The organism is Paenibacillus sp. P2(2022) (genome assembly GCF_029522175.1).
Taxonomy (GTDB): Bacteria; Bacillota; Bacilli; order Paenibacillales; family Paenibacillaceae; genus Paenibacillus; species Paenibacillus polymyxa.
Window position 1 is genome coordinate 173,002 of the sequence record NZ_JAKWFI010000002.1, and the last position, 20,729, is coordinate 193,730.

Genomic DNA, 20,729 nt, shown 5'->3' on the forward strand with positions numbered 1-20,729 from the left:
TGAAATGAATTCGTTAAAGGGGAAGAGGCAATTGTCAACTTTCGAACCGTCCCGCACGAACCCGGCAGCTATATTAATGCTTCAAGGAACAGCGTCGGATGTGGGTAAAAGCGTGGTGACGACCGCGCTGTGCCGGATCTTTCTGCAGGACGGCTACCGTCCCGCACCGTTTAAGTCACAAAATATGGCGTTAAACTCTTATGTTACCGAGAACGGCAAGGAAATTGGACGTGCACAGGGAGTACAGGCCGAAGCTTGTGGTATTGAGGCGACGACCGACATGAATCCGATTCTGATTAAGCCAGTCAAGGATATGCACTCACAAATTGTTGTACACGGTGCACCTTATGCCTATATGAGCGCTTCCGATTACCGAAAGGATTTTTTGCCACAAGCCAAGCACACCGTTATGGATGCGCTGAATCGGCTGCGCGATACCTATGATATTGTGCTTATGGAAGGGGCCGGCAGCCCGGCAGAAATTAATTTAAAGGACCGCGATATTGTAAATATGAACCTTGCAGGCTGGGCGGATGCTCCAGTATTGCTGATTTCGGATATTGACCGGGGTGGTGTCTTTGCCTCTCTGGTAGGGACTATTGAGTTGCTGGAACCCCATGAAGTACAGCGTATCCGTGGATTTATCATTAACAAATTCAGAGGCGATTTGTCCCTGCTTCAACCAGGATTAGACTGGCTGGAAGAACGGACAGGCATTCCTGTACTCGGTGTACTGCCCTATTTACCGGACATTCGCATTGAAGCAGAAGATTCGGTCGTACTGGACAAGAAGCCTAAGCGGTCAGCAAAGGATAAAGAATTGGACATTGCGGTGATACGTTATCCGCGTATTTCCAATTTTACGGACACGGATGCTTTGGCCGCAGAGCCGGATGTGAGCGTGCGTTATGTCACAGAGGCCGGACAATTGGGCGTACCGGATGCCATTATCTTACCGGGAACCAAAGACACCATCGGAGATCTGCTGGAATTGCGTGAAAGAGGGCTAGAGGATGACATTCGAGAGGCCATGAAGATAGGACGCACGCAACTGGTTGGTATTTGTGGGGGCTATCAAATGCTGGGTACAGCGTTATTTGATCCCGATGCCGTCGAATCTGGGTTGCCGCAGCAGGCAGATGGGTTAGGTTGGCTAGCTCTATCCACGACCTTCTTAAAGGAAAAGCAAACCGTGCGCGTTCAAGGAACCCTGTCTAATCATTGCCCACTTTTGCTAAGCACTGCACTTGATTCGGGTTCTACCTCCAAGCCAGTCATTGAAGGATATGAAATACATATGGGTGTTACAGAGTATGTCACGGAACCACATGTATCTATAGACAGGACTCCAGACTCAACGAAAATGAAAACATTATTCCAGATTCAGCGTGGGGAAGGGACTGCCTTTGACGAAGGTTGGGGTACGACAGACGGTAAGGTATGGGGAACCTACTTGCATGGTGTGTTTGATAATGACCGTTTTCGCCGGTCCTGGTTGGATGGACTGAGACAAGCCAAGGGCTTGCCAGCTTTGGATAGCACTTTTACTGTACGTGAAGCCAAGGAACAAGAATTTGACCGTGTCGCAGAGGTGATACGCGCTCATTTGGATATGGGACAAATTTACCGCATTCTCGGGATGGATTCATAAACTTCTTCATGGAAGATCCTTTAAAAAGCTTTAAAAAAATAAAGAGGTATCTCTACAGTCATTTTTGTGACTGAGAGATACCTTTTTTAGCAGATCAGCTTACTTAATTTTAAATTTTTGAACCGCCTTTTGCAGTTCAGTTGCTTGTTGGCTTAATTGACGAACAACCTCACTGTGGCTTTCCATTTCATTCAGTTGCTCATCGGCATTTAAACCGATCTCCTGAATCATATGTTGTGCGTTGGCAGCAATGAGAGCTGTCTCCTCCACGGAAGCAGATACTTCCTCCGAGCTGGCGGATACTTGCTCCGTTGCTGCGGATACGGTTTGAATCGTAGCGTTGATCTTTTGCATGAGCTCACTTAGCTGGTTAAAAGCAAAACTCGCCTGTTGAACCATTTCCGTTCCCGAGTGAATCTCACGACTAACCTGAGTCACTGAGTCCACAGATTGCTGAGATACTTCCTGAATGGTAACCAAATAGTCCGAAATTTCCTGTGTTGCTGCTTTGGATTGCTCTGCGAGCTTGCGAACTTCCCCGGCAACTACAGCGAAGCCCCGTCCATGCTCGCCCGCGCGGGCAGCCTCAATGGAGGCATTCAGGGACAACATTTGAATCTGCTTTGTAATATCGAAAATTGCAGAAACGATGCTACCAATAGCTTCTGAGCGTTCATTCATACTATGTATGTATCGAAGCGACTCATCAGCAGCATGTCCTACCTGTGACATTTGAGCTACAGCTTTTTGAGCAAGCGTATTCCCGTTAACCGTTTCTTTCGTTGCTTCACTGATTTGGTCAGATACATCATTGGCAGAGGAAGCGATATGCTGCACACCTTGAGCAATCTCCTCCATAGCCTGTGCATTTTCAGCAGCAGCAGAAGCGATGCTGTTGCTGCCCTTGGCTACTTCTTCAGCGGCAGCTGTAGAGTCCTGGACTTTTACACTCATAGCCTCAGTTCGACGAAGCAGCTCGTCCGACCCTTTAACAACTGCACCTGATGTAGTAAGCACATGGCCGATCATTTCTTTCAAGTTAAGAGACATAGATTGGAAGCTGCGGGCAAGTTGAGCAATTTCATTAACTCCTTGAACCTTTGTATCTTGCGAAAGATCACCTTGGGCAATTTTTTCGCTATGACGAACCAATTCAGCAATGGGCTGTACAACTTTACGAATGACAAGGGTAGAAATAACTCCGCCCAGTATAAGTGTTACCAGCGTAATACCAATGCAAATCCATAGGATTTGTTGGGATTTTTCCTGTACGAATCCAACATCTTCGTTCACGCCAAGAATCAGATTACTGCCTGATATGGCAAAGAAGGCGGTTTTGTGTACTCCATGCGAGTCGCTGTAAATGTCACTGATATTCATCTCGCCTTGTTTGGCTTTTTTAATATCCTCAACAGGAACGAGGGTATCCTTGACCTTATATGCTGATTTTACGTTTCGTGCGACAACTTCGGCCTTACCATCATCCTTCAGCACCGCAATATATGCGGATTCTAATTTGAGGGTGTCGACCTTGTCCTGAAGATAAGCTTCCATCTGCATAGCAGAGCTGGAACCAGACCCACTTCCTTGCCCAGCTTGAACGGCTAAGGAAATATTGAGATCCTGATACACATTTTTAGCCCCAGTTTCTAGCAATTGATCTACTTGAGGCATGACACTGCTATTAATGATACTCATGGAAACTGCATAAAAACTGATGCTGAACAGAAGAGACGCAAAGAGCTGAATCAGCAAAAACATAATTCGTAGCTTTGCGCCAAGGGAACGATTAAAACGCTTCATGAAAATTCTCCTCTCACATGATGGTGATAAAACAGACGAATTGCCCTGCTTGATGTAGGCCGCTTGTCCAATGAGATACTAGACACGCCATGATCTACTTGTTTTCCTTTCTTTACTTGAAGAAAAGACTGAAAATGTTCGGATTCTATGTATATTTCAGCTGTATTCAAGGACACAAGATATGAGAAAGGGAAGTAATCCATGATTTACTAAAAAGTAGGTTAGACCTATTTTACATAATTAACAGACGGTTGAATAGTCATATTTGCCCAAAAACAAACAAAAAATATATAACTATGGTCTTGGGTGTTTAGATGTAAGTTTGATGTAAATTATCAGGAGTAGGAAATTAAAAAGCTTTACCCGTGCTTTTATAACTATTGTAAAAAAGAAGGAATATAAGTAGTATAAGGAATGCCACTTTTTACAAGCTTCTTTTAAGCTTGCTTTAATAAGTTCGGATGTGGTCTTCAATATACATATAAAAGGGGAAAAGGCAGTTATGGATCGGGAATTGCTTTCTAAGGAAATAAATGTGGAGGTAGAGGGAGAAGATAACCAGGAACCGACTATAGATCAAGAGCAAGATAAAGCGAATAGAGGAGGGAATCCGTTCAGCCGCCTGTTTGATTTTATCTCAGGCGTATTCACTCCGCTCTTGCCATTGCTAATTGCTGGAGGAATCATTCAGGGGATTGCGACTGTTTTCTTGTTCTTAGATTTTTTTGATACTCAAGTCTTTACCGCTTTAGGGTACATTGGTGGTGTCGTATTTTATTTTTTGCCCATTATGATAGCGGTAAATGCGGCAAGAAAGCTTGGTAGCAATTTATTTATTGCGGCGGCAATTGGGGCCTGCTCATTTCATCCTGGTATTATGGAACTACTGCAATCCGGCCTAAAAATGAATTCAGACGATTTACCCGTGGTGGAGCCACAGTATGTTGCTTCTTTTATACTGATTCTTATTGTTGTCTGGCTTGCATCGAAGATTGAAAAGGGATTGAGTAGGTTCGACCGTTATTCAATTCAACTACTGGTCGTTCCGACATTGACGCTTATCTTGATTGTGCCTTTATTGCTGTTTGTTTTTGGTCCGCTGTGGACGACCCTGGCACATCATTTGTCGGATGGTTTTGCTTCACTGTTTGACGATGCGGACGTATTTGCAGGTCTGCTGTTTGGTGGGACAATACCTGTGCTCCACTTTGCGGGCATGCAATATATGATGTCGATGAACATAATAGAATCCATGGCTACGAATGGCTATGATTCTATTACCCCTGTTGTTGCGGCGGCAGTCATGGCTCAGGCAGGCGCGGCCTTCGGTGTATGTGTTAAATCCAAAAATGCCAAAGTCAAAATACTTGCTGCTTCCACAGGCCTGTTGGCTATGTTTGGAATCATTGAACCAGCATTATACGGCGTTAATGTGCGCTTCAAAAAACCGCTTATCGCGGGACTGGTCGGCGGGGCTATTGGTGGGGCGTGTATGTGTCTGTTTGAAGTGAAGTTGACTGCTTTTGCAGCCTTATCTGGCTTGCTTAGCTTACCCCTGTTTTCCGACACTACATTTGTTTACGCCATTTTGAGCATGCTGATTTCGTTTGTTACGGCTGGTGTAATTACGTATTTTATGGGCTTTGTGGACGATAAAGAGAAGCTATCAAAAATTGCATCCGCATCCCGTATTCGTGCTTCCTCGGATTTGAATGTGGAAAAGAGCCCTAGCAATTAAGGTGTCACGCAGCGGCTAATTACCTCATGTAAGTGTTTACAAAAAAATCTTGTCAGCTCAGTGTTTATATGATACTATGATGACAGTTAATCAAAACTGCACAATCATGGATTGTTACCATATCGGGCAAAACCATAAACAGGCACTATGTGTCAGTTTTGGTATTGCCTTTTTTTACTACTCCAAGCGGCTTAAGGTGATGGAATGAAGATAGCAAAGGTGCTGAATAATAACGTCGTAACGGTCATTGATGAACAGCAGAAAGAATTAGTCATTATGGGAAGAGGAATTGCTTTTAAAAAAAACACAGGCGATGAGATTGAAGAGGGGAAAATCGAGAAAATTTTCAAGCTTGAAAGTACCGAGGTTTCCCGTAAATTGATGACCCTGATGTCTGATATCCCTATTGAGTATGTTGAACTTTCTGATGAAATCATCCAGTATGCCAAAACGATACTTGGTGTAGAGTTGCATGACAGCATCTATATTTCGCTGACAGATCATATCCATTTTGCCATAGAGCGTTACCGTTTGGGTATGGACATCAAGAATGCACTTTACTGGGAAATCAAACGAATGTACCGCAAGGAATTCGCGATTGGGACCAAAGCATTGCACATGATTCAGGACAAGCTGGGGGTTACACTTCCAGATGATGAAGGGGCGTTTATTGCCTTACATTTGGTGAATGCACAGCTGAACAGTGAAATGCGCGAAACGATAACCCTGACTAATATCGTCAAGGATATCATAAACATTGTAAGCCGCTTTTTTGTAATGGAGCTGGATGAAGAGTCGTTAAGCTATTACCGCTTTATTACACATCTCAAATTTTTTGCCCAACGGGTTATGAACGGAACTCCTGTACAAAATACAGATAATTCGCTTCATGATATGGTTAAGGTACAATATAAGGACGCTTATGCTTGTGCGGAAAAAATAAGAGATTATACGTCTAAGATCTATGGTCGAAGCTTATCCCAGGATGAGATGCTGTATCTCACGATTCATATCGAACGCATCATTAAGAATCAATGATTTTATGGATGATCAGGGATTTAGGATTGCTACTTCTAAACAAGAAGGCAAAACCTGAATGCTGAAAGAAGATTGGCTTTTATAAAGCTGTCTGCTTTCTGTATTCAGGTTTTTTTTATTCCCAAATTTCACACTATATACCTTAAATAGAAAAGAGGAATGCCTCATGGATCGAAATCAATTATCCAAAGAGATACTTACATTGGTCGGTGGAGAAGAAAATGTAGAGCAGGTCATTCACTGCATGACGCGCTTGCGCTTCAACCTTCATGATGATAAGAAAGCTCAAAAAGAGCAGTTGCAAAAAACGGATGGTGTCATGGGAGTCATGGAGAGTGGCGGCCAGTTTCAGGTGATTATCGGAAATGATGTAGCTAATGTATATAAATCATTGGTGAGTAACATGTCCAAGGCACCGCAAAGTGAAACAGGCGCAAGCACTGCATCCAAGAAAAAACAAAACCCGATCAGCCAACTGTTCGACTTTATTGCGGGTATGTTTACACCTATTCTGCCGGCGATCACCGGGGCAGGTATGATCAAAGGGATTATTGCCCTACTGGTAGCTATGCACTGGATGTCTGACAAGAGTCAAACCTATACGATTTTAGCCGCAATAGGTGACGGTGCGTTCTACTTCCTGCCGATTATTTTGGCTGTGAGTGCGGCTAGAAAACTCGGTAGCAATATGTTTATTGGTGCGGCGATTGGTGCTTCAATTTTACATCCAGACATTACAGCATTACTGGCTTCGAATGTGAAGGTTAGCTTTATTGGCCTTCCAGTGACAGCGGCCACGTATTCGTCGACCGTTATTCCAATTGTTATCGCGATCTGGCTGGCATCCTATGTTGAAAAATTCATTGATAAGTATACTCATGCATCACTGAAGTTGCTTGTCGTTCCAACACTGACTCTATTGATTATCGTACCTTTGACGTTGATTGCTGTAGGGCCGCTCGGCTCCATTATTGGTAATGGCCTGTCAGGAGGGATATCTTGGTTGTTTGAAAATACAGGTGCGCTTGCAGGTCTACTGCTGGGCGGTACCTTCTCCCTGATCATTATGACAGGTATGCACTACGCATTGGTTCCAATTATGATCGGATCGATTGCAACGTTGGGCTATGATTACATGATTCCAATTATGGGAGCAGCTAACTTGGCTCAGGCTGGTGCAACACTCGGCGTATTCTTGAAATCCAAAAATGCCAAAGTCAAAACAGTGGCCTTCTCCACGAGCTTGACAGCTATTATGGGTGTAACCGAGCCTGCAATGTATGGTGTGAATATGCGGTTTAAAAAACCGTTTACGGCAGCGTTGATCGGCGGAGCTGTCGGTGGGGGCTTCATGAGTTTGTTTGGTACAAAAGCGTACGTCGTTGGGGGACTCGTTGGTTTGCCTGGTCTGGCTATGTTTATTGGACCGACTTTCTTGTACGCAATTCTTGGTCTTATTATTGCATTTGTGGTTGCTGCGATTGTTACCTATGTGATCGGTTTTACAGATGAAAAGAACGAAGAAGCGACACAAGCAGCAGATGCTGCTGGCGAGATCTCTACTGAGGAAGTAGCACAATCTGCGATGAGCTCACTGCCAAAAGGTGAGAAAATCCCGGTATTCAGCCCAATTGTGGGTGAAGTTAAACCGCTCAGTGAAGTCAATGATCCTGCATTTTCTCAAGAAATTATGGGTAGAGGATGGGCTATTGAACCCTCCGAAGGTCGGGTTGTTTCCCCAGTTGAGGGCACAGTGTTCTCCATTTCCAAAAGTGGGCACGCTGTAGGTTTGGTGAGTGATTCAGGACTTGAAATGCTCATTCACGTAGGGATGGACACTGTTAAACTAAAAGGACTTCATTTTACACCTCATCTTAAAGCAGGAGATCGCGTAAAGGTAGGCGATCTTATACTGGAGTTTGATCTGGTGGAAATCCGCAAGGCTGGATACGAAACGATAACGCCTGTTATTGTTACAAATGTAGATCAGTTTAGCGAATTGGAGCCCGCAGGGAATCAGCATAAAGTCGTTAAGGAACAAGAACTGTTATATACAGTGATCGTCTAACAGCTAAAAAAATCTACGTATAAATTGAAAACGAATTGTTGTGTTCAGGATAACAAACAGCAAGCCTTCATCTTACGAAGGCTTGCTGTTTGTCGTTTTCATAAAATCTAAGGCTGAAGCAGTTTTATTATTTTTATTTCAATAAAACCTACAAAAATAGTTGGCTTTGTGATATAGTAATCTTCGGATTGAAGGGTCACTTTAGAAAACATCTTACGTTTAAGTTTGGAGGAAAAGATATATGGATACCTTCTTTATTATTTTAAATGTTATCGTGCTGCTTGCACTGCTCGGCGTGTTGGTCTGGATGCAGAAAAAGCGCATCTCTTTTACAAAAAGAGTTTTTACCGGGCTCGGCTTCGGACTGATCTACGGGGCTATTCTTCAGTACGCTTATGGGGCTGGCTCAGAGGTCATTACCAAATCGGTCGATTGGTTCAACCTTGCAGGTAATGGTTATGTCCGTTTGCTGCAAATGGTCGTTATTCCGCTTATCATGGTGTCGATTATTTCGGCTATTATGAATTTGAAGGGAAGACAGAACCTAGGCAAAATAAGCGTGTCCATTATTGCAGTGCTACTGATTACAACGGCGATTGCAGCTTCAGTAAGTATTGTAACCAGCCTGTCTTTTGATCTAAAAGCAATTGAGATTCAAAGTGGTGAAAAGGAGCAAGCGCAGGGACTGAAGATGGAAGAACGCCTGGGAACAGTTCAGGATATGACTATTCCACAGCAGGTGCTGGAATTTATTCCTTCGAATCCTTTTGAAGATATGACAGGGGCACGCCGTACATCGACGTTGGCAGTGGTTATCTTCTCAGCCTTTATCGGGGTGGCAGTACTCGGATTGGATCGTAAAAAACCGGAGCAGGCGCAAACCTTCCGCAAAGTGATCGACGCAGTGTACGCTGTAGTGATGCGGATTGTAACGCTGGTGCTAAGATTGACGCCTTACGGTATTTTAGCACTGATCACGAAAGTTGTAGCTACAACAAATCCGGATGAAATCTTGAAGCTGATCAAGTTTGTACTTGCTTCTTATGTGGCTTTATTGGTCATGTTCGTTATTCATCTTATTTTGCTGGCCTTGTTCGGTTATAATCCAGTGACATATGTGAAAAAGGTATTGCCTACGCTGGTTTTTGCTTTTACGTCTCGTTCCAGTGCAGCGACCATTCCATTAAATGTTGAAACACAAACGAAAAAGCTTGGTGTGTCCGACGGCATCGCAAATCTGTCCGCGACCCTGGGTGCAACCATTGGGCAAAACGGTTGTGCGGGTATTTATCCTGCCATGCTGGCGGTCATGATTGCTCCAACGGTGGGCATAGATCCTACAAGCTGGGATTTTATCCTCACACTTATTCTGGTTGTTACGGTGAGCTCGTTCGGTGTGGCAGGTGTAGGCGGGGGCGCCACTTTCGCTTCCCTGATCGTGCTTTCTACCCTGAACCTTCCCGTGGCCTTGGCAGGATTGCTCATTTCGGTTGAACCGTTAATTGATATGGGCCGTACCGCGTTGAATGTTAATGATTCTATTACCGCAGGTCTTATCTCTGGCAAAGTACTCAAGGAGAACGATCAAGACGTGTTCAACAACCATGGCACGGATCTGGATGCAGCGGCACACTCTTAAGTAAAAGATAGACGAATGGTATACACTGCAGCCTCATATCGCATTTATCGCATATGTATATGTAACACATGCAGTGTGCACCTCCATACTCAGAGCCGACCCTAAGGTCGGCTCTTTATTTTGGGCTGGTGGCCGTGTAAATTATAGCTGTTCACAAATCCTAATCTATGATACATTAAAATAATGTTTTTCCGGCTTGTTCGGATGAACCGCGGTTCGCAACCATCCCGCGCTATCAAAACTAGGAGGATTTCATGTTTAATCTGTTATGGGGGGCAGCATTTGTCCTCGTCAATTTTATGTTCTTTTTGCTATGTTATCGGTTGTTTGGTAAAAAAGGGCTATACGCCTGGATTGGCGTTGCTACTGTTTTGGCCAATATTCAGGTAACCAAAACCATTGATCTGCTCGGCATTACCACGACATTGGGAAATACAATGTATGTTTCTATGTATATGGCCAGCGATTTACTAAATGAAAAATATGGGCCTAAAGAGGCGCGAAAAGCTGTGTGGTTTGGCTTTTTTACTCTGATTATGACGACGATCACGATGCAGATGGTGCTGTTATTTGAGCCTACTGCAACCGATTTTGCCCAGACACCGATGCAACAGCTCTTCGGATTGTTGCCAAGGCTTGCGCTTGCCAGCTTGACAGCCTATGCGGTCAGTCAATTGCTGGACGTGCGTCTATATGCCTGGATTCGCAAGTTTTTCCCGGAGCGTCATCAGCTCTGGATTCGCGGCAATGGCAGCACGATGATCAGCTCGTTTATAGACACCCTCATTTTCTGTAGTATTGCCTTTTACGGCTATGCGTGGGGGATATGGATCGAACTGCTGTTCACCACCTACATCTTAAAATTTGTACTGACTGCGGCAGGTACACCGATTTTATACATCGCACGTAATTTCCGTTTGATAGAAGAGGAGGGGCAAACCCTCAAGCCTTAATTGGCTTGGGGTCGCCCCTCTTTTTTTTCGTACTTTTAACATATCAATATAAAGAATAGCACTAGATTACCCCAGCACGGTCAGTTCCTTCGGAAAAGAAGTCAGCACTTCAACACCCTCAGAGGTGACCAGAACGTCATCTTCAATCCGCACACCCCCAAGACCTGGTACGTAGATGCCGGGTTCGATCGTGAACACAAACCCTTCATGAAGCAGATCGTTATTGCCTCCGTGTACAGATGGATATTCATGAACACTCATACCAAGACCATGTCCAACCCGATGGTTAAAAGCAGGGCCATATCCAGCGGCTTCAACAACGGCTCGTGCTGCCTGATCTACGGATGCGCAGGAAACTCCCGGGCGAATGGCGGCAATTCCGGCTTCATTTGAGCGAAGAACCGTATTATATATCGTTTCCAGCTCAGTCGAAAGCTTGCCAAAGGCAAAAGTGCGCGTAATATCCGAAGCATAACCATCGGAATATACACCCATATCAAACATGAGCAGATCACCGTGTTGCAGCTTGCGGGTCCCTGGGACACCATGTGGCAAGGCTGTTTTGGGTCCAGACAACACTGTAGTGTCAAAGGATGGACCATCTGCACCGAGTTTTTTCATCTGGTATTCGATTTCGGCTACCAACTCGACTTCGGTCACCCCTTCGCGAACATGGGTTAGGCCGTGACGAAGAGCATCTTCCACCAAACGAGCTGCATGCTTCAAACGTTGTACTTCCTCAGGAGTTTTTCTCACGCGCATGTCTTGAAGCACCGGACCCAAGTCAACATATTGAGCAGCGCCAATGGCAGTATGTAGTTGTTCGTAACGGAGGACGGAGACGTGTTCCTTTTCCAGTGCGAATGCTTTCACTCCGGTACCTGTGCGTTGGCGTAACAGATCATACGGATTGTCCGTATCGGTGTGGGTGGATATACGCGTCACCGAGGAAGCAGCTTGGGCAGCTTCTGCGTCCAGGGCGGGTACAATTAGTTCTGGTTCTTGGTCACGAAGCAGCACGAGCCCTAGAAAACGCTCATGCGGATCACTGGCGAAGCCTGTCAGGTAGTAAATATGTTTGGGATCGGTCACAAGTAGGCCATCCCAAGCTTGTGACTTCAGTTCATCATACAATCTGGTAATTTTATCATTCATAGAGTCTCATTCCTTTCTGTCCATTTATTCATTATAGCTCTTATTACATCATAATTTATATGGCTTATTCTCTTGACTGACTTAATGCTTGCAGACGTGCCTGCACATTCTGATCATAGTAACCACCATGGTAGCAGAGTACCTTATCTACATCCAATACGGTCAGTTTATCGAGGCTCTTCAGAGCCAACGGCATATCCGGCGTAGCCGACTCAGCGGGACCGACCAGCTCACCCTCGACTACACGCAGTTCATCTGCTGCCAACAGCAGCTTGTGTGCAGGCACATACAAGCTGATATGTCCGGGCGTGTGACCAGGTGTATGAATAATCTGTATGCCTCCACCATAAGGCAGATGTTCACCGTCCTCAAGCATATGAGCAAAGCGCAAATCTGGCAGGCGGCGAATCATATCCTCTGCTTGTTGCTTGAGTGCAGGCTCCATCAGATTGATGCGTTCCGGCGTCAGCTTTATAAATGGTCGTTCTCCTGTCATATATGGAATGTCATCCTTATGGGCCAGCAGGGCAGTGTTCGGTAGCAAGTCCAGCAGTGCTTGAACATTTCCGATATGGTCAATATCCTGATGCGTTATAATAATTCTTTTCAGACGGCTTATATCCTCACCCACATCTGAAATAGCCTTGCGCAGAGGCTCCAATTGGCCAAGCATGCCCGAGTCTATCAATGTAAGTCCATCCTCGTCCTTGAGCAGTACAGGATGAATGATCGAATGTCCAAAAAAAGGTCCCATAGACACTTCCAAAATCAAAATTTGAGTTCCAATATTCATATTAAGCTGCTTCGGATTCCTTTGATTCCGAAGCATACCTCCTGTCTCATGTTGTTAAATTGGTTAATGTAGTGCTGGCTTATCTTCAAATTCTATTATAAGACCCTTTGGGGTTAATCCGCAAAACAACTCGATATGGCTGTTCCAGCGCTTGTCCTGTACAATAAATAAATCACCACAATAGGGGGGCAGATACGATAATGAACAAGGACCAATCTTTTTCCATTGAAATTGCATGCAGGGAGGATCTTCCCGATATTGTGGATATTTATAATTCTACAATTGCAGGACGAATGGTCACGGCAGACCTGGAGCCTGTGACAGTGGAGAGCCGCATTCCATGGTTTGAAGCTCATCAGGAAAACCACCGCCCTTTGTGGGTACTAAGACAAAAGGGGAACATTGCCGGATGGGCCAGCCTTCAGTCCTTTTATGGCCGTCCAGCTTATAACGGTACAGCAGAAATTAGCATTTATGTCCATGAGGATTCTCGTGGAACCGGCACTGGAAGCCGTCTGGTACAGCATTTGCTAAATGAATGTCCGAGACTAGGAATTACAACGTTGTTGGGGTTTGTATTTGGTCATAATGAACCGAGTATTGCGCTGCTGCGGAAGTTTGGCTTTGAGCAGTGGGGATACTATCCACGTGTTGCCGTGCTGGACAGCATAGAGCGAGATCTGGCTATATTAGGTAAGCGAGTAGATTAATATTGAGCTACACAAAAAGGCTGTCCCCACCATCGTCTCATACACTGTCAGTGTGGCGATTTTGGGAGCAGCCTTTTTTACTTTGTTATTTCTTCGTTTTTAACGCTGAGGTTTAAAACGTACGTTGTGAAAGATTTGATTAAGCACCTCAGAGATCACCAAACCGACTGCTATTGCCCCGGCGATCATGAGTGTGCTCATGGCCAGCTCCAGTGCCTGAGGATAATGTTGTTGTACGAACTGGCGCATGGCATTATAAGCCATTCCTCCTGGCACCAGGGGAATCATGCCTGCCACGCTGAAAATAATCACAGGCATTTTGTACAGTCTAGCAAAACCTTGACTGACGATGCCGATAAGGATCGTGGCTAAAAGGCTGGCGCTCACAGGGCCCATGCTATCCGTGGTTGAATAATAGACAAGCCAGCCCAGCATACCGACAAAACCACATTGCAGCAGCGAACGCCGAGGAGCGTGGAACAGTATACCGAAAGCAGCGGTGGCAATAAAGCTTGTGAATAATTGTGCAAGCATAAGCTTGAATCTCCTCCAAATTACATATAAGAAATGATAACTGCAACACCAGCACCAATGGCGAAAGACGTCAAGCAAGCATCTGCACCTTTGGAAAGCCCTGAGACTAGGTGCCCGGACATTAAATCCCGAAGAGCATTTGTAATTAACAAGCCCGGCACCAGTGGCATAACGGAGCCAATGATAATTTTATCCATCATCTGACCCCCGCCAACAATCACTAACAGAGCCGCCAGCAAGCCGATTAAAAAAGATGCAGAAAATTCTGAGAAAAACTTAACCTTAACGAGCCTGTGGAAATATTGTAAGGCTGCAAATCCGATACCGCCGCACAACACAGCTCCGGGGAAATCTCGCCACACTCCACCAAACATGATCATAAAGCAACCGCTGGCCAACGCTGCAGCGATCAGTTGTACACGATTGGAATAGCGGAGGGGACCACGTTCAATTTCCGAAAGCTCTTTTACGGCTGCGCTGGGAGACAAAGTGCCTGCGCTGATTTTACGTGAAATGGAGTTCACCTCGGTCACCTTGTGCAAATCTGTAGTCCGCTCTACGATCCGGATTAGCTTGGCAGGTTCCGAATCATTAATGGCAAAAAAAATTCCAGTGGGTGTTACATAGCTATGGGACTGGGATATGCCATAGGCTGAAGCAATGCGGGACATCGTGTCTTCAACACGATAGGTCTCGGCTCCATTTTGCATCATCAGTTTGCCTGCTAGCAGACAAACCTCAATGATTTCAGGAGTAGGATAGGAATGATTATTCATGCTCGCTCTCTTTCATGCGCCCCAGGTCGTTCGACCCTGTTGTTTTCATTTATTGTAGCACAAAAAGCCGCCTTTTCAGAGGCGGTTAAAATGGGGGAATCTATGGAGTTTATCGAGATTCTATCGTATCGGGAATAACGGTATAGTAGGACTCCTCTAGGTATGTTGCGGCCTCAGACAAGCCCATCAGCCTAAGCTGTCCTGTTACAAAAGCTCGAAGGGCTGAATGGGTGAACAGATGCCGTGTCTGAGCATCCCGAATAAAGGCCAGTCTGGCTTCACGCGAACCGCTGCGGAACAAATCACGTACAGCTTCACCTTGTTGTTCCCAAAGGAATGGCTCCGTTACGTTCAAGAAGTCGCTCTCAATAGAAGAGCTACGCTTCAAAGAAGAAGGTGCCTGAATACCCAAGCCATTCAGTGTAGGAGCAACTTCATTTTGCTTACGCTCTGTTCGCAAGCTGTCGATGTAGGCGGCCATATCTTGAATCGGCAGAATGTCAAAGCGCTCCCGAAAGCATTCGCGTACAAACGCGGTACGTTCATCCACAGCCTGCGGAGGACGCTGACCAGCATGTCCAGAATAGTCTGCTCCACTGGCATAGTATCGTTTTAATGAACTGTTTTCTGTATAAACAACGCTTAAAAAATCCTGCAAATGGCGGGCAACCACCCATACCCCCGTCCAATCGACGGGAGAGACGCATACAATCGGAGCCTGTGAAAGGTCCTTTTCAAGACCAAAATCGGTTAAAAAGCCATAATGTATCCCGTCCACTCCAGCGTGGGCAAAAGGAATAACATCAGGCGGTGTAGCCATATATCGCGGAGCGCGGCCTTGTTCTATAATCAATCCCAAATCAAAACTCAGAGAATGCCGGTTCGCTTCAAGCTCCTGTTCAAACTCTATAAGTGCCTCAATCAAAGGTGTGGCTGATCCATAGGCTAGGTTAGAACCGGAATCCATTGTGTATACCTCCCTTATCCAAGTACATCTGTAAAGCGTTCATCCCTAAAAGGTACGTGATTTTACACGAAATGTAAACCTGTATGACGAATATTTTCAAAAATGTGACCTTTTACCCGTGTGCTATCAAAATAAAACGCTTTCGTTCAAATTAGGACAAGATGCCTATGTTAGCGCAGTAGTGAAGTAAAGTGAGTTTGCCAAAATGCAGTCTTTTCAGTGTATGTTATTATCTGAGAAGGGTGAATGACAGATACGGGGTGGGTAGGTCAGGGTGCAACGTAATAGGTCAACGGGTATAATATCAGGACAAGGTATAGAGGAGTGTCATCCAAAGATTTAACAGAAAGAAGTGGGCATATGAACTTGCAAAAGAAGGCTGTTTTTTTTGATGTAGATGATACGATGTACGATCATTTGCACCCTACACGTGATGCATTACGTACAGTATTAGGATTAAGTGAGCGTTTTCCATATGAGGAAGTCTACCACCGTATTCGCTATTACAGCGATTTACTATCGGCTAAAGGAGGACTATTGGAGGGGAAAGCAGGGCAGGAAGAACTGGATGAGATGAGGGAAGGTCGTTTTATTCTGGCTCTACAAGAATTCGGGGTAGATATTACCCGTGAGCAGGCAGTGCATGTCCAACAAGAATACTTGGATCGTCAGTACCGAATTGAGTCTTTTGAGGGGGCTACTTCGTTAATTGATGAATTGAGCTCGGCTGGCTATGTGGTTGGTTTAATTACGAACGGTCTTGAAGAACACCAGATGAGCAAAATTAAAGCCATGACACTGGAAAATCATGTTGCAGCAGAGCATATTTTTGTGTCTGGGACCGTTGGTTATGCTAAACCTGATCCACGTATTTTCCAAATAGTGAACGAACGGACAGGAACTTTAGCAGAGCATTGCTGCTACATTGGGGATTCCTGGCGTAATGATGTGGCGGGAGCTATAGCTGCAAATTGGCAGGTCATTTGGTTCAATCACAGGAACGCTTTCCCGGAATCTGATGTGTCGGGGGCTTATAAAACCGCGGCAAGTTACACAGAGTTAAGAAGGCTGCTCCTGCCAGACGCACGTTAGACACGGTACATATCGTGTTATCCAAAAGAATCTAACCTATTTTGAAGCTATTTCAAAAGCTGGTCCGTAATACTATTTATCTGTTATAAATCTAACTTCATTTGAAATGGGTAGAACAGAGAAGGAGGGACCCGCGCATGGTAGAACCATGGAGGCAGGCAGACGACATCATAAGTCAAGTGACCGTATATAGTACGGAGGATAATGACCCAGTTACCATTAAAACAGCCACCCAAGGCGTACGCTGTATTGGCATTGGGACAGATGCGGCTGTATTTACACTCGATACGTTGCCAGGCTACGCGTTCAAGGTGTATTCAGACATGGCGATCGAAAAAAAAGATGCAGAAGCCGATGTATATGAGCGTTTGCAAGGGTCTGATTTTTTTCCTCATTATTACGGAAAAGGCGATAAGTATATTGTCATTAGTTACGAATCTGGTGTTACGTTGTTAGATTGCCTGCTGCAAGGAATTCCGGTGCCGGAGCAGGTCATTTTGGACGTGGAAAAGGCGAGGGAATTTGTTCGGTCCAGGGGACTGAATCCCCGTGATATTCATCTCAAGAATGTACTCATGCAAGACGGACGCGCCAAGGTATTAGACGTATCTGAATATGTAAAAGAAGGCGATGACAAGCGTTGGGAGCATTTGGTGTGGGCGTATCATACGTTCTATTCCGGTTTCTCCGAGGTTAAGGTTCCTTCATGGATTTTAGATACGATCAAAAAATGGTATTACAAGCTGGACAACTCCAGCATCAACCTGGAGGAGTTTGCCCAGCGTGCCAGTCAATTGTTTTCTAAATGGAAGTCATAACTGCTGTGAAGAGTATCGAAATACAGACCTAGCCTTCTATACAAAAGGATTGCACCCATTTTACGGGAGTAATCCTTTTCTTCTATCTGAAATCTCTAGGAACTCTTCTGGCTGTACCGCTCGCAATCGCAGCTTGAATCACCTTTTTACGCACCTGCTGTACAGCGCCTTCGTTAAAAACACCCGGGATAATATATAGCTTGTTTAATTCATCGGGACGGATTGTGCTTGCGATGGCCTCTGCGGCAGCCAGCTTCATCTCTTCGTTAATTTCACGGGCGCGACAGTCCAGTGCTGCTCGGAATATGCCGGGGAAGCAAAGTACATTGTTAATTTGGTTAGGATAGTCTGAACGTCCGGTGGCGATGACCCCTGCAATATCCTCGACATCCTCTGGGTTAATTTCGGGGACCGGGTTCGCCATGGTGAACAGGACAGGAGCTTCCTTCATACGCTTCACGTCTTCTCGTTGCAATATTCCGCCTGCCGACAGACCGATAAACACATCTGCGTCCTTCAGAACCTCAGATAGCGTGCCGGACAGCCGCTCAGGGTTGGTATGCTGCGCATACCAGTTCCACATCGGGTGCTCATAGGTTTCATCAGCTGTAAGCGCACCGTGACGGTCTACACCAATAATGTTCACTGCCCCTGCAGATAGCAAAATTTTGGTACAGGCGACACCTGCAGCCCCGATACCGCAGACGACAATTTTGACGTCAGACAGAGCTTTGCCGACCACCTTGAGCGCATTAATCAGCCCTGCGTACAAAACAACAGCTGTGCCATGCTGATCGTCATGAAAAACAGGTATATCCAGCTCGTCACGTAATCGCTGTTCAATTTCAAAGCATCGTGGCGATGAAATATCCTCCAGATTAATACCGCCAAAGGCTGGGGCCAGTTGCTTAATGGCCTTAATGATTTCTTCCGTGTCCTGCGTATCCAGGCAGATGGGGAAGGCATCGACGGACCCAAGCTGCTTGAACAGCATGGCTTTGCCTTCCATAACTGGCATGGCTGCATACGGGCCGATGTTGCCGAGTCCGAGGACAGCGCTTCCGTCAGAGACGACAGCGACGGTGTTACGCTTAATTGTTAATCGGAAAGCTTTGTCTGGCTCCTCATGAATTGCCATGCATACGCGTGCCACATCAGGAGTGTATACCCGGGATAAGTCATCGCGGTTTTGAATCGGGACCTTAGGCTGCATTTCAATCTTGCCCCCGAGATGTAAGAGGAAGGTGCGATCAGAGATGGACAGTACCTTTACACCTTGTGCTTTTTTAATCCGGGCGATCATTCGGTCGATTTCTGCTGGATCAGCAATGGTGACTGTAATATCTCTCACAGTGGCCTTCTCAGAGGTGCGGATGACGTCAATGGCGATGACATCTCCGCCATGTTCGTTTACCAACGTAATCAATTGACCAAACTGGATGTGCTCGGTGGAAATTTCCAGTCGTAAAATAATATTTTTACCGCCAATACCGCCTTGCATGCAAATTCCTCCTTTGTCTTTTAAAACAAAATAGTGATCAATTGATTGCGCTTACAATCGGGAGCAAGTCTAAGATCTAGGCTGATAGTTTAAATTAGTGGTTTCTTCCCCTATCATAGTGAACATTCTTCCACTTGTACAGATCAAGCTGAGTAATATATATGATCTTGTATCCAAAAAAGACGAAAGCCCGGCTGAATTCCAGTCTAAGCAATCGTCCTTTGTATAACGAAATGATCCATTTTTGGTTTACGTCATATTTTTGCCGTAGTAAATTTCGTCCATTTCGATTTTGAGTCGTGTTGATATATTTTGTTGCTCTTTTTCACTCAGACTTTCTTTTGTGTAGCCGAACAGGTAGTTGTCCAGATCAAATTGTTTTAGCTTGCATTTGGTATGGAAAATATTTTCCTGATACACGTTTACGTCGATCATGTCATACTGATTGCGCACTTCGTCGGGAATATAGTTTTGAATCGAGGCAATGTCGTGGTCGATAAAAAGCTTATGACCATTCGTGTCACGTGTAAAGCCGCGTACCCGGTAATCAATCGTCATAATGTCAGTGTCAAAAGAATGAGTCAGATAGTGAAGTGCCTTGAGCGGGGAGATTTCCCCACAGGTAGAAACATCAATATCTGCACGAAACGTGCTGATCCCCTCGTCTGGATGATATTCAGGGTAGGTGTGAACCGTAATATGACTTTTATCCAGCTGTATCACGACAGACTCAGGTAGGGGACCTGGTGATTCTGCATACGAATCATTCGGTACCTCCACAATCGGCCCTTCTGATATAAGCACTGTCACGCTCGCTCCTTGAGGGACATAATCCTGCTGAGCAACATTGAGTACATGGGCACCGATAATATCGGATACATTTTTTAAAATAGCTGTCAGTCGATCCGAGTTATATTGTTCATCAATATATTCAATATAGGCCTCGCGTTCTTCTTTGGTTTTGGTGTAACAAATATCGTACATATTAAAGCTCAATGATTTGGTCAAATTGTTAAATCCGTGCAGGGTAATCCGCTGTTCCGGTGTTATGGTCATAGGCTATTTCCCCTTATAGTCGCAGTATTCATACGTAATATTCCCAACACGCCTTTTCATATACCGATTCATAAAATCAGCTTTGTAGCGGATAAAATAAAGACTTGAACATGTATGTTTTACCCGATTGGTATCATTAAAAACAGCCAGATTCACTTGAGATCCTCTCGATTTTACATGTATGGGAATTAAACGTTAATATACTTTATTTCTTACTCAGCAATTTTTAAGTAACAGAGCTTATAATGTGGACTATGTATATATGTATACAGGAAGGGAACGGAATTGGCAGAAGGTTCGTAGTACAACAAAAGATCTAGGTTCGTAATTCATGAATTTAATGTATGTTACCTTCATAATGCTGAAAGCTTAACCGAATATGATTATAGGCCCTAAAAAATAGTGATTTTGTACATTGCATAAAATGAGAAAAGCAA

Annotated in this window: 17 protein-coding genes; 9 read left to right on the forward strand and 8 right to left on the reverse strand. The window is 44.9% G+C overall.

The window, feature by feature from the left end:
- Positions 1-31 precede the first annotated feature (31 nt).
- Positions 32-1,651: a cobyric acid synthase gene (locus MMB75_RS07950; protein WP_031463141.1), complete on the forward strand. Its 1,620-nt coding sequence runs from the start codon at positions 32-34 to the stop codon at positions 1,649-1,651.
- Positions 1,652-1,750: 99 nt separating this feature from the next.
- On the opposite strand, the gene MMB75_RS07955 is transcribed toward MMB75_RS07950, so the two are convergent.
- A complete protein-coding gene (locus MMB75_RS07955; RefSeq protein ID WP_016820653.1) occupies positions 1,751-3,454 on the reverse strand; it encodes a methyl-accepting chemotaxis protein in 1,704 nt (567 codons plus the stop codon).
- A 502-nt stretch (positions 3,455-3,956) separates the two neighbouring features.
- Between MMB75_RS07955 and MMB75_RS07960 the strand changes: the two genes are divergently transcribed.
- The 5 genes from MMB75_RS07960 to MMB75_RS07980 all read left to right on the forward strand — a co-directional run bounded on the left by MMB75_RS07960 (position 3,957) and on the right by MMB75_RS07980 (position 10,890).
- Positions 3,957-5,192: a PTS transporter subunit EIIC gene (locus tag MMB75_RS07960; protein WP_045244012.1), complete on the forward strand. Its 1,236-nt coding sequence runs from the start codon at positions 3,957-3,959 to the stop codon at positions 5,190-5,192.
- Between the two features lie 204 nt (positions 5,193-5,396).
- Entirely contained in the window at positions 5,397-6,230 is an 834-nt protein-coding gene (gene licT / locus MMB75_RS07965; RefSeq protein WP_016820651.1) for a BglG family transcription antiterminator LicT, read from the forward strand.
- A gap of 166 nt (positions 6,231-6,396) precedes the next feature.
- Complete coding sequence (locus tag MMB75_RS07970) at positions 6,397-8,298, forward strand: beta-glucoside-specific PTS transporter subunit IIABC (RefSeq protein WP_045244011.1); 1,902 nt, start codon at positions 6,397-6,399, stop codon at positions 8,296-8,298.
- A 241-nt stretch (positions 8,299-8,539) separates the two neighbouring features.
- Positions 8,540-9,937, forward strand: coding sequence for an L-cystine transporter (locus MMB75_RS07975; RefSeq protein ID WP_016820649.1), 1,398 nt, complete (start codon positions 8,540-8,542; stop codon positions 9,935-9,937).
- A gap of 254 nt (positions 9,938-10,191) precedes the next feature.
- The gene (locus MMB75_RS07980) at positions 10,192-10,890 is read left to right on the forward strand and encodes a queuosine precursor transporter (RefSeq protein WP_016820648.1); all 699 of its coding nucleotides are present in this window, start codon (positions 10,192-10,194) and stop codon (positions 10,888-10,890) included.
- Positions 10,891-10,956: 66 nt separating this feature from the next.
- On the opposite strand, the gene MMB75_RS07985 is transcribed toward MMB75_RS07980, so the two are convergent.
- Both MMB75_RS07985 and MMB75_RS07990 read right to left on the reverse strand, forming a co-directional pair.
- Positions 10,957-12,045, reverse strand: coding sequence for a M24 family metallopeptidase (locus tag MMB75_RS07985; RefSeq protein WP_017426575.1), 1,089 nt, complete (start codon positions 12,043-12,045; stop codon positions 10,957-10,959).
- 64 nt (positions 12,046-12,109) lie between these two features.
- Positions 12,110-12,874 carry an MBL fold metallo-hydrolase gene (locus tag MMB75_RS07990; RefSeq protein ID WP_031463144.1) on the reverse strand — a complete coding sequence of 255 codons (765 nt, stop codon included), beginning with the start codon at positions 12,872-12,874 and terminating at the stop codon, positions 12,110-12,112.
- A gap of 164 nt (positions 12,875-13,038) precedes the next feature.
- Here MMB75_RS07990 and MMB75_RS07995 point away from each other — a divergent pair, with 164 nt between their 5' ends.
- A complete protein-coding gene (locus tag MMB75_RS07995) occupies positions 13,039-13,548 on the forward strand; it encodes a GNAT family N-acetyltransferase (RefSeq protein ID WP_019686608.1) in 510 nt (169 codons plus the stop codon).
- A 99-nt stretch (positions 13,549-13,647) separates the two neighbouring features.
- On the opposite strand, the gene MMB75_RS08000 is transcribed toward MMB75_RS07995, so the two are convergent.
- From MMB75_RS08000 to MMB75_RS08010, 3 genes are all read right to left on the reverse strand, one after another.
- Positions 13,648-14,082 (reverse strand): threonine/serine exporter family protein, encoded by a 435-nt coding sequence (locus MMB75_RS08000; RefSeq protein ID WP_017426578.1) that lies wholly within the window; start codon positions 14,080-14,082, stop codon positions 13,648-13,650.
- A gap of 20 nt (positions 14,083-14,102) precedes the next feature.
- Positions 14,103-14,858, reverse strand: coding sequence for a threonine/serine exporter family protein (locus MMB75_RS08005; RefSeq protein ID WP_013370006.1), 756 nt, complete (start codon positions 14,856-14,858; stop codon positions 14,103-14,105).
- A gap of 109 nt (positions 14,859-14,967) precedes the next feature.
- Positions 14,968-15,825, reverse strand: a complete 858-nt coding sequence (locus MMB75_RS08010; protein WP_045244010.1) for a hypothetical protein — start codon at positions 15,823-15,825, stop codon at positions 14,968-14,970.
- A 360-nt stretch (positions 15,826-16,185) separates the two neighbouring features.
- Between MMB75_RS08010 and MMB75_RS08015 the strand changes: the two genes are divergently transcribed.
- Both MMB75_RS08015 and MMB75_RS08020 read left to right on the forward strand, forming a co-directional pair.
- Positions 16,186-16,917, forward strand: a complete 732-nt coding sequence (locus MMB75_RS08015; RefSeq protein WP_025364352.1) for an HAD family hydrolase — start codon at positions 16,186-16,188, stop codon at positions 16,915-16,917.
- A gap of 137 nt (positions 16,918-17,054) precedes the next feature.
- Entirely contained in the window at positions 17,055-17,735 is a 681-nt protein-coding gene (locus MMB75_RS08020; protein ID WP_016820640.1) for a protein kinase family protein, read from the forward strand.
- Positions 17,736-17,817: 82 nt separating this feature from the next.
- Here the strand turns inward: MMB75_RS08020 and MMB75_RS08025 are convergent, their stop codons facing one another.
- Together MMB75_RS08025 and speD are read right to left on the reverse strand one after the other, a co-directional pair.
- A complete protein-coding gene (locus MMB75_RS08025; protein WP_016820639.1) occupies positions 17,818-19,236 on the reverse strand; it encodes an NAD-dependent malic enzyme in 1,419 nt (472 codons plus the stop codon).
- A gap of 249 nt (positions 19,237-19,485) precedes the next feature.
- Positions 19,486-20,292: an adenosylmethionine decarboxylase gene (gene speD / locus MMB75_RS08030; protein WP_016820638.1), complete on the reverse strand. Its 807-nt coding sequence runs from the start codon at positions 20,290-20,292 to the stop codon at positions 19,486-19,488.
- Positions 20,293-20,729 lie beyond the last annotated feature (437 nt).

Bases quoted from the DNA above. Each gene is read 5' to 3' on its own strand.
- MMB75_RS08015 (WP_025364352.1), top strand. From the start codon at position 16,186: ATGAACTTGCAAAAGAAGGCTGTTTTTTTTGATGTAGATGATACGATG.
- MMB75_RS07980 (WP_016820648.1), top strand. From the start codon at position 10,192: ATGTTTAATCTGTTATGGGGGGCAGCATTTGTCCTCGTCAATTTTATG.
- speD (WP_016820638.1), bottom strand. From the start codon at position 20,292: ATGACCATAACACCGGAACAGCGGATTACCCTGCACGGATTTAACAAT.
- MMB75_RS08010 (WP_045244010.1), bottom strand. From the start codon at position 15,825: ATGGATTCCGGTTCTAACCTAGCCTATGGATCAGCCACACCTTTGATT.
- MMB75_RS08005 (WP_013370006.1), bottom strand. From the start codon at position 14,858: ATGAATAATCATTCCTATCCTACTCCTGAAATCATTGAGGTTTGTCTG.
- licT (WP_016820651.1), top strand. From the start codon at position 5,397: ATGAAGATAGCAAAGGTGCTGAATAATAACGTCGTAACGGTCATTGAT.
- MMB75_RS07995 (WP_019686608.1), top strand. From the start codon at position 13,039: ATGAACAAGGACCAATCTTTTTCCATTGAAATTGCATGCAGGGAGGAT.
- MMB75_RS08020 (WP_016820640.1), top strand. From the start codon at position 17,055: ATGGTAGAACCATGGAGGCAGGCAGACGACATCATAAGTCAAGTGACC.
- MMB75_RS08000 (WP_017426578.1), bottom strand. From the start codon at position 14,082: ATGCTTGCACAATTATTCACAAGCTTTATTGCCACCGCTGCTTTCGGT.
- MMB75_RS07960 (WP_045244012.1), top strand. From the start codon at position 3,957: ATGGATCGGGAATTGCTTTCTAAGGAAATAAATGTGGAGGTAGAGGGA.
- MMB75_RS07955 (WP_016820653.1), bottom strand. From the start codon at position 3,454: ATGAAGCGTTTTAATCGTTCCCTTGGCGCAAAGCTACGAATTATGTTT.
- MMB75_RS07985 (WP_017426575.1), bottom strand. From the start codon at position 12,045: ATGAATGATAAAATTACCAGATTGTATGATGAACTGAAGTCACAAGCT.
- MMB75_RS08025 (WP_016820639.1), bottom strand. From the start codon at position 19,236: ATGCAAGGCGGTATTGGCGGTAAAAATATTATTTTACGACTGGAAATT.
- MMB75_RS07975 (WP_016820649.1), top strand. From the start codon at position 8,540: ATGGATACCTTCTTTATTATTTTAAATGTTATCGTGCTGCTTGCACTG.
- MMB75_RS07990 (WP_031463144.1), bottom strand. From the start codon at position 12,874: ATGCTTCGGAATCAAAGGAATCCGAAGCAGCTTAATATGAATATTGGA.
- MMB75_RS07970 (WP_045244011.1), top strand. From the start codon at position 6,397: ATGGATCGAAATCAATTATCCAAAGAGATACTTACATTGGTCGGTGGA.